The sequence below is a fragment of the Microbacterium sp. Beta genome (genome assembly GCF_005502545.1).
GTDB classification, from domain to species: Bacteria; Actinomycetota; Actinomycetes; order Actinomycetales; family Microbacteriaceae; genus Microbacterium; species Microbacterium oxydans.
Genome location: NZ_SCOG01000013.1, coordinates 81,532 through 94,318 on the forward strand (window position 1 = coordinate 81,532; position 12,787 = coordinate 94,318).

11 protein-coding genes and 1 pseudogene are annotated in these 12,787 nt (G+C 66.9%); 9 read left to right on the forward strand and 3 right to left on the reverse strand.

The window, feature by feature from the left end; all coding sequences use genetic code 11:
* The first annotated feature begins 19 nt into the window (after positions 1-19).
* The 4 genes from FFS56_RS13455 to FFS56_RS13470 all read left to right on the forward strand — a co-directional run bounded on the left by FFS56_RS13455 (position 20) and on the right by FFS56_RS13470 (position 3,547).
* Complete coding sequence (locus FFS56_RS13455; RefSeq protein WP_046748703.1) at positions 20-946, forward strand: sugar ABC transporter permease; 927 nt, start codon at positions 20-22, stop codon at positions 944-946.
* On the forward strand, positions 946-1,839 hold the full coding sequence (locus tag FFS56_RS13460; protein WP_046748704.1) for a carbohydrate ABC transporter permease: 894 nt from the start codon (positions 946-948) through the stop codon (positions 1,837-1,839). Before FFS56_RS13455 ends, FFS56_RS13460 begins: the two co-directional genes overlap by 1 nt.
* Positions 1,840-1,896: 57 nt before the next feature.
* Positions 1,897-2,997, forward strand: coding sequence for a DUF4185 domain-containing protein (locus FFS56_RS13465; RefSeq protein ID WP_052748778.1), 1,101 nt, complete (start codon positions 1,897-1,899; stop codon positions 2,995-2,997).
* A gap of 109 nt (positions 2,998-3,106) precedes the next feature.
* On the forward strand, positions 3,107-3,547 hold the full coding sequence (locus tag FFS56_RS13470; protein WP_127012765.1) for a DoxX family protein: 441 nt from the start codon (positions 3,107-3,109) through the stop codon (positions 3,545-3,547).
* Positions 3,548-3,559: 12 nt separating this feature from the next.
* On the opposite strand, the gene FFS56_RS13475 is transcribed toward FFS56_RS13470, so the two are convergent.
* Positions 3,560-4,693 carry a glycoside hydrolase family 172 protein gene (locus FFS56_RS13475; RefSeq protein ID WP_127012764.1) on the reverse strand — a complete coding sequence of 378 codons (1,134 nt, stop codon included), beginning with the start codon at positions 4,691-4,693 and terminating at the stop codon, positions 3,560-3,562.
* 103 nt (positions 4,694-4,796) lie between these two features.
* Here FFS56_RS13475 and FFS56_RS13480 point away from each other — a divergent pair, with 103 nt between their 5' ends.
* Positions 4,797-5,780 (forward strand): LacI family DNA-binding transcriptional regulator, encoded by a 984-nt coding sequence (locus FFS56_RS13480; protein ID WP_046748707.1) that lies wholly within the window; start codon positions 4,797-4,799, stop codon positions 5,778-5,780.
* Here FFS56_RS13480 and FFS56_RS13485 read toward each other — a convergent pair.
* Positions 5,777-6,091, reverse strand: a complete 315-nt coding sequence (locus FFS56_RS13485) for a hypothetical protein (protein ID WP_151485309.1) — start codon at positions 6,089-6,091, stop codon at positions 5,777-5,779. The genes FFS56_RS13480 and FFS56_RS13485 overlap by 4 nt on opposite strands.
* A gap of 201 nt (positions 6,092-6,292) precedes the next feature.
* Here FFS56_RS13485 and FFS56_RS13490 point away from each other — a divergent pair, with 201 nt between their 5' ends.
* Genes FFS56_RS13490 through FFS56_RS13500 form a run of 3 tightly spaced genes read left to right on the forward strand, consistent with a single transcriptional unit; the run spans position 6,293 to position 11,981 of the window.
* Entirely contained in the window at positions 6,293-7,786 is a 1,494-nt protein-coding gene (locus tag FFS56_RS13490) for an FGGY family carbohydrate kinase (RefSeq protein WP_046748709.1), read from the forward strand.
* Positions 7,783-10,350 carry a GH116 family glycosyl-hydrolase gene (locus FFS56_RS13495; protein WP_137772112.1) on the forward strand — a complete coding sequence of 856 codons (2,568 nt, stop codon included), beginning with the start codon at positions 7,783-7,785 and terminating at the stop codon, positions 10,348-10,350. Before FFS56_RS13490 ends, FFS56_RS13495 begins: the two co-directional genes overlap by 4 nt.
* Entirely contained in the window at positions 10,347-11,981 is a 1,635-nt protein-coding gene (locus tag FFS56_RS13500; RefSeq protein WP_046748711.1) for a fucose isomerase, read from the forward strand. Before FFS56_RS13495 ends, FFS56_RS13500 begins: the two co-directional genes overlap by 4 nt.
* A gap of 14 nt (positions 11,982-11,995) precedes the next feature.
* Here the strand turns inward: FFS56_RS13500 and FFS56_RS13505 are convergent, their stop codons facing one another.
* Positions 11,996-12,274, reverse strand: coding sequence for a hypothetical protein (locus FFS56_RS13505; protein ID WP_127012762.1), 279 nt, complete (start codon positions 12,272-12,274; stop codon positions 11,996-11,998).
* 251 nt (positions 12,275-12,525) lie between these two features.
* Here FFS56_RS13505 and FFS56_RS13510 point away from each other — a divergent pair.
* Positions 12,526-12,787, forward strand: a pseudogene (locus tag FFS56_RS13510) (hypothetical protein); the annotation flags it as partial.

Here is a 12,787-nt window from a genome sequence, read left to right on the forward strand (position 1 = left end):
AGATCACGACGAGGTGGATATGGCCAATCAGGCTGTGCAGGAACGCCGGGCGATCCGGCAGCGGCAGAACCGTTACCGCTATCGCGACAACAGGACCGCGTACTGGTTCCTGTTGCCGCTGGTGGTGCTGCTGGGGATCTTCGTGATCTGGCCGGCCATCTACGCCGGATACCTGTCATTCCAGGACTGGAGCTTCTACAAGGACCCGGAGTTCGTCGGCATCCGCAACTACGCCAACGTGCTCAAGGATCCGCTGTTCCTCGCGACCATCGGTCGCGGCTTCGCCTTCGTGCTCCTCACCGTGCCGATCATGCTCGTGCTGGCGTTCCTCTTCGCAAGCCTCGTCGTGACCGTGTCTCGACGGGCGGCCAGCCTCCTGAAGGTCAGCATCTACATCCCGACGATCATCTCCGCCGTGATCGCGTCGATCATCTTCGTGCTGATCTACAACTACTCCGGCGGACTCCTCAACGCTTTCCTCGGTACCTTCGGCATCGAGCCGATCGCCTGGATAGGTGATCCCAAGTGGGCGCTCCTCGCCATCGCGGTCCCAGCGATCTGGCTGGGCATGGGACTGACCTCGCTGATCATGGTCGCCGCGATGGTCGACATCCCGGCGGAGTACTACGAGGCGGCGGCGATGGAGGGGGCCAACTGGGGCCAGAAGACCGCGTACATCACCATCCCGCAGATGAAGAACGTGGTGCTGTACCTGCTCATCACCGGTTTCGTCGCCGCGATCCAGCAGTTCGAACTGCCCCTCGTCATGACCCAGGGCGGTCCGCTGGATTCCACGACCCTGCCGAACCTGTTCATCTTCAACCACTTCCGCAACGATGTGAACGTCGGCTACTCGATCGCCGCGGCGCTGTTGCTGTTCGTGGTGCTGGGTACGATCTCTGCCCTCGTCTTCAAGTTCGTCAACTCCGAGAGGCTGGTGGACTGATGGCCGTCATGCAGGAGACCACGCGCATCGTGCTCGCCGGCAGAGAACCTCGCTCGACCAGGCCGCCGCGCAGCGCCGGAGGCTGGCTCGTCGTCATCGGCAAGGTGATCCTGGGTGCGCTGTTCGTCATCGCGTCGCTGTTTCCGCTCGCCTGGATGGTGATCGCCGGCTTCAAGTCGAAGACCGAGGTCGTGGAGACCCCCTTCCAGTTCTTCCCCGAGGTGTGGCTCTGGCAGAACTACGCGCAGATCCTGGCCGATCCGACGTTCCTGCGCACTCTGTTGTGGACGTTCTTCGGTGCCGTGCTGTTCACCGTGGGCAGTCTCGCCGTGAACTCGCTCGCCGCCTACGCCTTCGCACGCCTCGACTTCCGGTTCAAGAAGACGATCTGGGCGATCGTGATCACGACGATGTTCATCCCCGGCATGACGATCCTGCTCACGAGCTTCATCGTGGTCACCCGCCTCTCCATGCTCGACACGCTGGCCGTGCTGGTGATCCCCGGGCTTGCGAGCGCCGGCATGGTGTTCTTCATCCGGCAGTTCTACCTGAACATCCCCAAGAGCTTGGAAGAGGCCGCGATGCTCGACGGCTGCGGTCGTTTCGGCATCTTCGTACGCATCTTCCTGCCGTTGTCGAAGCCGCCGTTCGTCGTGATGGGGATCACCGCGTTCCTCGCGTACTGGAATTCGTACGTCTGGCCGATCCTGACGATCACCTCGCCGGAGCGGTTCGTGCTCCAGCAGTATCTGGCGACGTTCCGCTCCGAGCGCAGCACCGAGCTCGGCCTCTTGATGGCCGGGTCCGTGCTCGCCGCAGCGCCGGTGATCATCCTGTTCCTCATCTTCCAGCGTCAGATCATCGGCAATATCAAGATGGCAGGCCTGAAATAGCAGCACTCTGCAGCACCACCGGCACCCGCCACCCGGCGGCAGCGAGAGGAGAGATCGATGGAGATCGAGCAGAACCAGGAGTCATGGCTCAGCCGCAGGGGCGTCCTGCAGGGAGCGGTGGTAGCGGGAGCGGCGTTCCTGGCTGCGACCGGCCGGCCCGCTCCCGCGGCCGCCGCCGGACTGTCCGTGACGAGGGTCAAGGTGCTCGCCGGCACGCAGAGCCCCGTGCAGTACGGCATCGGGGCCACGGATCTCGGGATCCCCGCTCGCACACCGGATGGTCGGATGCTCTTCATGTTCGGCGACACGTGGGCCGATGGTGTCGGCGGCGCGAACTGGCGTTCCCCCGTCGCTCTCTACTCCTCGACGACGAACCTCGCCGCGGGGGTCACGTTCAACGGGAGCGCGGGTGCCGGAGCGAACACGCAGGGCGTCGCTCCGCAGCTCTGGTATTACCCGCACGACGCCTACTTCACGACAGTGATCCCCTCCGATGTGATCACCGTCGGATCGCGAATGTATCTGCACGCGATCGTCAATGGCCCTCAGTTCGGAGCCGTGCGCTGGACGGAACTCTGGAAGTCGGACGACAACGGCGCGTCCTGGCAGCACACGGGGCTGCAGTTCCCCGCGGATATGGCGGGCGGCAAGTTCCAGTGCATCACGTGGGGCGAGGGCAACGACGGCTACGTGTACATCTACGGCACGGGCTTCCAGCGCGACAAGGGCATCGTGCTGTACCGGGTGCCGTCGAACAACATGACGACGCTCTCGGCCTATCAACCGTGGGGCTTCGCGAACGGTTCATGGGGGTGGGGCAAGCCCGTCACCGAGGTGCTCGGCGGCAAGTTCGGTGAGATGTGCCTGCGACCGCTCGGCGGGAAGTGGATTCTCACCTGGTTCAACTCCGGCGCGTATCGGATCGACGCGATGGTCCTGAACACGCCGACCGACAACCTCTACACGGCCACGAAGACCACTCTCCTCACCGGCACCGAGTGGAACACGGAAGATGCCTCGCACGTCGCGCAGCTCTACGGCGGCTACATCATCCCCGGGTCGACCCTGTCGGACCTGCACCTCAGCGTGAGCCAATGGAACACGGGCAACAACAGCGTGTACCACTCGGAGCAGTTCCGCGTGCAGGGGCTGGTGTAGGCGGGCGCGTCCAGGAGACCGAAAGCAACGCTTCCTAGCTTGGGGAGCAGGGAACGACCCTGCTCCGCGCCTGGCGCGCGGGTGTCCTGCCACGAAGGAAGAACTCCTCATGACGAACACCAAAGCCCCCTCTGCCGCCGCCTCGACCGGCCTCCTGGCCCTCCGGGTCGTCGTCGGCGCGATCTTCGCCGCCCACGGCGCGCAGAAGATCTTCGAGTTCACGCTGCCCGGGACCATCGGCAGCTTCGCCGGCATGGGAGTGCCGTTCGCCGAGATCGCCGCCCCGCTGGTGGCGTTCCTCGAGCTCGTCGGCGGCATTCTTCTGATCATCGGATTCCTCACGAGGCCGGTCGGCATCCTGCTCACCATCGACATGGCGGTGGCGCTTCTCCTCGTGCACCTCCCCGCCGGGCTGTGGGTTGGGGACGGGGGCTACGAGTTCGTCGCGGTCCTCGGTGTCGCCGCGCTCGCGCTGGCGCTCACGGGAGCCGGCCGTTTCTCCATCGACGGCGCCCTGCTTCGCGGTCGTGCCCCTGCCTGGCTCGCCTGAGAGCCGCCGCGCTCAGTCCTGAGGCTCGCGGGGCGGAGTGGCGCCGATGTCCGGCACCGGGGCTGTGCCTAGGTGCACCTCCAGGTCGTCGGCCGTCGGCGTCTTCGGGCGCCGCGCGGTCGGGCGGTCGAGGTAGAACAGTGCTGTGGAGGCGATGTCGTCGCGCAGCGGTAGGTACCGCCAACCGCTGCGCCATCCGAGCGCCTGGATGTCGACCTTCGGGATACCGGTCGCGAAATGGATCGGGTCGAGCAGGTGCCAGCGGTACATGCCGAAGCGCTGCTGCGACACGTACAGCCCGTCGGGACGGATCACCTGGGGCATGCCCAGATAGGGAGTCGAGAACTCCGTGTAGCCCTGGCCGGGGATGTCGAAGTTCCAGGCACCGCCGAAGTAGTCCTCTGTCCCCGTGCCGCAGATCGTCGGATAGTCGGTGTCGTCGTCGAGGTAGAACTTGATCTCGCCTTCGCCCCACCATCCGTTGGAGTTCACGCCCCAGGCGATGTACGTGCCGACGTACTGACCCTGCCCTTCGACGCCCTCCAGAATCACGTGCGGGGTGAGATCGGCCAGCGGGTTCGATCGACGCCACTGCGCGTGGAAGTACGCGTCGTTCGAGTGGTCGCCTCCGACCTCGTAGGTCACCTGGTAGTAGACACGCACGTCGACGACGGAGGTGTTCTCGAGGGTCAGTCTGGCGCCGTCCTTGAACGGCATCGGCCAGTAGGAGTTGAATCCGCCGTGCGGGTTCGCAGCGATCGTCTGCGAGTTCACCTGCGCGAAGACTCCCCAGGCGTTGCAGAAGAAGTCGCCGTACGGCACCTCGACGGCGGGTTCGTCGGCGCCGTCCCAATATGCGCGCAGCAGCAGGGTGCGCCAGTTGTCGGTATGGGTCGTGATCCAGAGGTGGGTGATCTTGCCCGCACCGGTGATGTTCGCGAGCTCGAGCGTCTCGCCGGCCTTTATGTCCATGCTGGGCGAGATCTTCCAACCGGGACCGAGGTCACGAGCGTTCATCGCGCCCGTGCCCTCGGTCGCGCGGCCACCGCCCCCAGCGGATCCGTCGAAGTTCTCGGGGGAGATCGATCGGGTCTGCACCGGTCGCAGCGCTGCGAGGGATACCAGATCAGAAGCAGAGGAAGTCATGGGCGCCAATGTAATCGATTTCAGATGAGAACGCCAGAGAATCGAGGTGTGCGCGATACTGTTGCTTTCACGTCCGGCGCGTCCGGGCAGGCAGTGAGGGTGCATGGCCACGATCTATGACGTCGCGGAACTCGCGGGTGTCTCCCCGGCGACCGTCTCGCGTGTGTTCAACGGCACGAGCGTGTCCGAGGAGAAGGTGGCCGCCGTGCGCGACGCCGCGGCCCGGCTGAACTTCACGCCGAATCGCACGGCTCGTACACTCCGACGCCAGAGCTCCGAGGTCATCGCGCTCGTGATCCCGGACATCGAGAACCCCTACTTCACGGAGATGGCGCGAGGGGTCGAAGACGTCGCCTCCGAGGCGGGCTACTCGGTCGTCCTGTGCAACTCCGACGCGCAGATGGAGAAGGAGGCGACATACCTCCGTATCGCGATCTCCGAGCACATGTCGGGGATCATCATCGCGACCGCCGACGAGCGGTCCAACCTCGAGGGCATCCTCGCGACGGGGCGTCCCGTCGTGGCGGTCGACCGCAGCACCACGTACGACATCGACGGTGTCGTGATGGCGAACCGTGCAGCGGGCACGTCCGCGACGCAGGATCTGATCGACGCGGGCTATCGTCGCATCGCCTATATCGGCGGGCCCGAGCACATCGATACCGCGGCGGAGCGAGCCGCAGGATGGCGCTCCGTGCTCGCTGCGGCTCAGCCCGACCTCGACCTCGACGAGCTCGCACGATTCGCGACGTTCCGCGTGGAGGGGGGCCGTGCCGCTATGGAGGAGCTCCTCGCGCTTCCCGAGCCGCCCGATGCCGTGGTCGCCGGGAACAACCTCATCGGCGTCGGCGCCATCCAGGTGCTCACCGAGCACGGGCTCACTCCGCCGCAGGTCGGTGTCGCCGTGATCGGGTCACTGCCCTTCACGACGCTGTCTCCCACCGCCGTCACCGTCGTTCGCCTGCCGGCGCGCCACATGGGTGTGACGGCGGCGCGGATGCTGCTCGAGCGCATCAAGGGCGACCGGCAGCCCTCGCGCACCGTGGTGCTGCGCAACGAGATCCAACCCGCCAGCCAGCGGGTCTAGCGGGAGCCCCAGAAGCGGGTCGCCAGGTGGGCGACCTCTTTGTCGAGCTCTTCGAGTCGTCGATCGACAGAGCCCAGTCGCGCGTCGAACGTCGCCTCCAGAGCGTCGAATCGGGTGTCGACCCTCGCGTCCATCGCCTCGAACTTCGTCTCCATTGCCTGGAGCTTCGTCTCCATCGTCTCGAACCGGTATCCCAGCTCGCGCCGGAGGGACGATGTCATCTTGTCGTTCTGGCGGATGAGGACGGTGAGCGCCCCCAGCATGAAGGCAGCGAACACGCCGATCAGAGTCCAGACCTGGGGTTCGTTCATCTGCATGGCTCCATCCTGCGGGGGAGTCCTCAGATTGTCACGGTATTCCAGTGCGGCTCGGGCTCGAGCCCGTGAAGAGTGGAGAGCGCGCGCTCCCCGCAGATCGTGCAGGAAAGGTCGGATCTTCTTGCGATGTGAAATCGATTTCGCATAAAGTGGCCACAGGTTTCAGATTCTGTGCCCGGTTTCAAGGAGGACACCATGCGCTGCACCCTCGGGGTGGACATCGGCACGTCCAGCAGCAAAGGCGTGCTGGTGGGGGTCGACGGCACGATCATCGCGTCGGCGAGCCGTGCGCACGAGGTCCGCCGCCCCCACACCGGCTGGGTCGAGATGGACGGCGACGTGTGGTGGGACGAGTTCGTCTCGATCTCTCGCGAGCTGCTTGAGACGGTGCCCGATGCCGAGGTGGTCGGAGTCGGTGTGAGCGGGATGGGGCCGTGCATCCTCCTCGCCGACGAGGATGACCGCCCGGTGCGTCCCGCCATCCTCTATGGCGTCGACACACGCTCGACGGCGCAGATCGATCGGATGACGGCCGACCTCGGCATCGAGGAGATCACGCGCGTCGGCGGATCGACGCTCACCTCGCAGGCAGGTGGCCCCAAGATCGCCTGGATCGGGGATGAGGAGCCGGAGGCCCTGGCGCGTGCGCGACGCCTCTTCATGCCGGCGTCGTGGCTGACCAGGAACCTCACCGGGGCGTATGTGCTCGACCACCAGTCCGCGAGTCAGGTCTCGCCGTTCTACGACATCGAGGCCGAGAGCTGGTACGGGCCGTGGTGGGAGCTGTACGCGGGCGGCATCGAGCAGCCCGCACTGCTCTGGGCGGGCGACTTGGCAGGAGAGGTCACCGCCGCCGCGGCAGCGGCAACCGGCATCCCGGCGGGAACACCCGTGATCACGGGCAGCATCGACGCCTGGACGGAGGCGGTCAGCGTCGGCGCGCACGAGGTCGGCGACCTCATGCTCATGTACGGGACGACGATGTTCCTGGTCGCGACGGGGGCGGAGACTCTGCGCACCCCGTCGATGTGGACCACTGCGGGAGCGTTCGCCGGCACACGCAACCTCGCGGGCGGGCTCTCCACGTCCGGCGCGCTGACCGCCTGGTTGAAGGATCTGACCGGGGCGGATTACCCCGAGCTGCTGGCAGAGGCGGAGCTCTCTCCACCCGGTGCGAGGGGATTGCTCGTGCTGCCGTACTTCGCCGGGGAGCGTACCCCGATCCAAGACCCTGATGCCCGGGGCGTGATCGCCGGACTCACGCTCGAGCACACGCGAGGCGATCTCTATCGTGCCGCTCTCGAGGCCACGGCGCTCGGCGTGCGCCACAACGTGGAGACCATGCGCGCGGCGGGTGCCGACATTCGTCGGATCGTCGCGGTGGGCGGGGGCACCCAGGGGCGGCTCTGGCTGCAGGTGGTCTCCGATGTGACAGGTCTCGTGCAGGAGGTGCCGCAGACGACGATCGGCGCGAGTTACGGTGCGGCCTTCCTCGCCGCGACCGCGATCGCCGCGCCTGACGAGACGCCGGTGATCACGGACTGGAACCCCGTCGCGGAGACGATCCGGCCTGATGAGGCGCTGCGCCCGGCCTACGACGACCTGTTCGACAGATACGTGCGCCTCTACGCGGATTCGAAGGACGTCGTGCACGAACTCGCAGACACGCAGCGCGGAGCATCCGCATGACCCGCGAACGGCGCGCCCGCGGTATCCCGCACACGTCGCAGGCGACGGCGTTCCCGCTGGGAGGCATCGGGACGGGCAATGTGTCGATCGGTGCCAGGGGAGAGCTGCGCGACTGGGAGCTCGAGAACCTTCCGGACAAGGGGCGTCGCAACCCGCACTCCTTCTTCGCGATCCACGCGGCTCCGGAGGGCGGCGACGCGGTCACCCGAGTGCTCGAAGCGCGGCTCGGCGGGCGTCACGATGCAGACGCGGGCTACGCGTTCGACCAGCTCGCGGGCCTCCCGCGACTCGATGCCGCGACGCTGCACGGCGAGTACCCGGTGGTCGACGTCGACTTCAGCGACGCCGTCCTGCCGGTCGACGTCTCGCTGCACGCCTTCACACCCCTGGTGCCTCTCGACGCGGACGAGTCCGGCATCCCGGCAGCGGTGCTGCGTTACCGCGTGACGAACCCTGGGTCGGTCCCGGTGGCGGTCACGGTCGTGGGCAGCATCTCGCACACGGCGGGGCGTGGCACCCCGGGGCCGGATGCGCCATGGGGGATGCGTGCGACGCAGACGGTGCGCTGGCGCGACGACGGCGAGGTGCGCGGACTCGACTTCGGGGTGGATCTGCCCGAGGATGACTTCGGCTACGGGACGCTGAGCCTCACCACGACGGATGCGGCCACGACCGCCAAGCCGCAGTGGGTCACCAGCTACTGGCCCGACGGTGCACGGCTGTTCTGGAACGATCTGACTGACGACGGGCTGCTCGCGGCGGAGCCGAGGCTCACGCTGGAGGATCGGCCCAGAGGGCTCTTCGCCGAACCCGATGCCGACCCGGACGCCGCGCCGCTGACCGAAGCGGAGATGCTGGCGAAGCTTCCCCGTCTGCGCACCGGCTCGCTCGGCATCGTGCACGTCCTCGCTCCCGGTGAGAGCCGCGACTTCGAGTTCGTGCTGTCGTGGAGCTTCCCGAATCGTCGTCGTGGGTGGAACGGGCATATCGTGTTCGCCGACCCGAACCTCGACGAGATCGTGCGGAACCACTACGCGACGCTGTGGCCGGATGCCTGGGCCGCCGCTGCCCACGTGCACGCGCACCTCGCAGAGCTCGAGGAGACGACGGATGCGTTCGTCGAGGCGCTGTACGGCGGGAGTCTCGATCCGGTGCTGATCGATGCGATCGGAGCGAACATCGCGGCCGCCCGTTCCACGACCGGCTTCGTCATCGAATCCCCGAACTCCGAGCTGGGCGATGGACCGGTGTTCGCGGCGTGGGAGGGATCTTTCGATCACGGCGGCTCGTGCGAGGGAACCTGTACCCACGTGTGGTCGTATGCGCAGACCCTCGCCTGGCTCTTCCCCTCGCTCGAAAGAAGTGCTCGGCGGGTGGAGTATCTGCTCGAGACGGACGAGTCCGGGGCGCAGAAGTTCCGCGGCAACCGCGTCTTCGGAGGTCCCTCCTGGTTCATGGGTCCGGCCGTCGACGGACAGCTCGGCACTCTGCTCCGCCTGCACCGGGAATGGCGCTTCAGCGGAGACGACGACTTCCTGCGTGAACTGTGGCCCGCAGCGGCTCGCACCCTGGACTACGCGATCAGGGAATGGGATCGCGACGGAGACGGGCTCCTCGACGGGGAGATGCACAACACCTACGACATCGAGTTCCACGGGGCAGAGCCCCTCGCGAACGGCGTGTACCTCGCGGCGCTCCGGGCGGGTGCGCGCATGGCTGCCCATCTCGGTGAGGACCGGCGGGCGGAGGCATGGTCGGCTCGAGCGGACCATGTCGCCGCGGCGATGGACGAGACGCTGTGGAACGGTGAGTACTACCGCCAGGTGATCGGCGATGCCGACGCGCACCGGTACCAGTACGGCGATGGCGTGCTGTCGGATCAGCTCCTCGGGCAGTTCCACGCATTCGTGAACGGCCTCGGGCACATTCTTCCCCCGGAACGAGTCGATTCGGCGCTTGCCGCGATCGTGGCGCACAATCACCGTGACGACCTGTCTGCGCACGAGAGCACGCAGCGCGTCTACGCCCTGAACGACGAAGGTGGGCTCCTGCTCGCATCCTGGCCGCACGGTGGACGCCCGGCGATCCCCTTCGTCTACTCCGACGAGGTGTGGACGGGAGTCGAGCATCAGGTCGCGGCCTCGCTTCTCTATGCCGGCCGCGTCGATGACGCGATCCTCGTCGAGCGTTCGTTGCGCGGGCGGTATGACGGGCGTCACCGCAGTCCGTGGAACGAGATCGAATGCGGCAACCACTACGCACGATCGCTCGCGTCGTGGGCGCTTCTGCTCGGAGCGAGCGGTGTGCAGTGGGAAGCCCCAAGCGGCGAGCTCTCCTTCGCTCCGGCGACCGGCGGTGATCTCCGCAGCCTGTTCACCACGGGAACCGGCTGGGGGCGTGTCGAGATCGACGAGCATGAGCTGGCCATCCATCTCGACGGCGGCACGCTCGATGTCGCAGACCTGCGGCTGCGCGGCCGGACCGTCGGCCGCGACATCCGACTCCGAGCCGGGGATACGCATCGTTCCCGGCTCACCCCGACCCCAACCCCGGAGGCATCATGACCACCTACACCCTGCCGACGACGGCATCCCGCCCGACGACCGCTCCGAAGACCGCGTATCTCATCACGTCCGGAGACCTTCGTGAGTCGGCGAACGTGGCGGGGTGGCCCACCCAGGTCGAGCTGGAGACCGGCGTCACCGGAGTGCTGAACGCCCTCGGGTGGGAGGTCGTCCGGCCCTTCGGCGTCGACCCCGAGACCGGGCACGGATTCATCTCGAGCCAGCGCATGGGCCTCGAGGTGTTCACGCGCATCCCCGTCGACGCGCCGCTCATCGTCGCGATCGCCAACTGGCAGTACTCGCACCATGTGCTCGCCGGACTGCGATCCCACGAGGGGCCGATCCTCACGGTCGCGAACTTCGCCGGCGATTGGCCGGGCCTCGTCGGCCTTCTCGGGCTGAACGCGGGTCTGACCAAGATGGGCAAGCCCTACGCGACCACCTGGTCCGTCGACTTCGCCGATGAGTGGTTCACCGACGGCATCAAGGAATGGACGGAGTCCGGCGCCATCACGCACGACAGCTCGCACGTCCGATCGCTGCCCGCACTGCCGGACAGCCCGGAGAAGCAGCTCGGCGAAGCGCTCGCGGCACAGCTGCTCTCCGAGAAGGCGATCATCGGCGTGTTCGATGAAGGCTGCATGGGCATGTACAACGCGATCTTCGACGACGAGCTGCTCAACCCGACCGGCATCTACAAGGAGCGCCTCTCGCAGTCGGCGTTGTACGCCGAGATGCTCGACGTCACGGAAGACGAGGCCGATGCCGCTTACGACTGGCTGATCGACGCGGGGATGACGTTCCGCTACGGCGAGGACGGCGTCACCGAGCTCACCCGCGACCAGGTGCAGTGGCAGCTGAAGATGTACATCGCCGCGCTCCGCATCGCCGACGATTTCGGACTCGACGCGGTCGGCATCCAGTACCAGCAGGGGCTGAAGGACCTGGTGCCCGCCTCAGACCTGGCCGAGGGCATTCTGAACTCGACCGAGCGACCGCCGGTGACCTCGCGCGACGGCTCTCGCGTTCTGCACGAGGGACGGGCCTTCCCGCACTTCAACGAGGCCGACGAGGGCGTCGCCGTGGACGCGCTCGTGACCGACCGGGTGTGGCGCGCGATGGGGCTCGTGCCCGACAACACGCTGCACGACGTCCGCTGGGGCGAGGACTACGACGGACAGTTCGTCTGGGTCTACGAGATCTCAGGGTCGGTGCCGGCATCGCACCTCGGGGGCTGGCAGCACGCGGAGGGATGGCGGCAGGGTCATGTGTTCTTCCCCGCGGGCGGCGCCACGATCAACGGCGTCTCGAAGCCCGGCGAGGTCGTGCTCTCCCGAGTGTTCATCGCCGAGGGCATCCTGCAGGCCGACATCTTCCGGGCGTCGGTGGTCGAGCTGCCGGCGGAGGAGACCCAGCGGCGGAAGGATGCCACGAACCCCGAGTGGCCGATCGCCCACGTGGTGCTGCACGGCGTCTCGCGCGACCAGTTCATGGCACGGCACAAGGCGAACCACGCGCAGCTCGTCTACGCGCCCGACGCCGAGACCGCGGACAAGGCCCTGATCGCGAAGGCCGCGATGTTCGACGGCATGGGGATCAAGGTCAACCTGGTGGGAGACGTGACGATCTGATCGGTCGTTGCACGTCACTGCGATCGCCAGAAGCGGGTCGCGAGGTTCGTGAGTTCCCTGTCGAGGTCGTCGACCTTGGTCTCGATGCGGTCGAGCCGGGCATGGAGCCCATCGGTCCGGGCCGAGAGCGTGCCTTCGACGCGGTCGATCTTCGCCGAGAGCGTGCCTTCGACGCGGTCGACCTCGGCGCGGATCACCCGGCTGAGCTGCGTCGTCATCAGCGTCATGCCGCCCAGCATCACTGCTGCGAAAACGCCGATCAGAGTCCATACCTGCGGATCGTCCAAGCGCATGCCTCCAGTCTGATTCCGGAGGGCAAGGTTGTCACGGTATTCCGGTCGTGGCGTGCTGTCATCCCGGTGGCTGTGGAGCGAATGGCGTGGAGAAGCACCGTGCAGAAGCACCGTGCAGAAGAGGTCAGGAATCCGCTGCCGCCGGAGACTCGACGACCAAGGGCAACCTGTTCGACGGGCGAGAGCCGTGAACATGCACGCGAAGCGTCAGGCCATGGGCCGCGGTGGCGACGGCTTCGAGCATGGAAGGCATGACACTTCATGAAGAGGAAGGGGCCCCGGTCGTCGTACTCGGAGCCACCGGAACGACGGGCTCGCAGGTGGCGGATCTGCTGGAGGCCGCGGATGTGCGGGTGCGACGCGCCTCCCGCCGCTCGCCGTGGCGGTTCGACTGGGACGACGCGAGCACCTGGCCGTCGCTGTTCGACGGTGCCGGGGCGGTGTACGTGGTCCTCCCCGAGGATCCGATGGACCTCACCCCCTTCACACGGGTGCTCGCCGACGCCGGCGTCG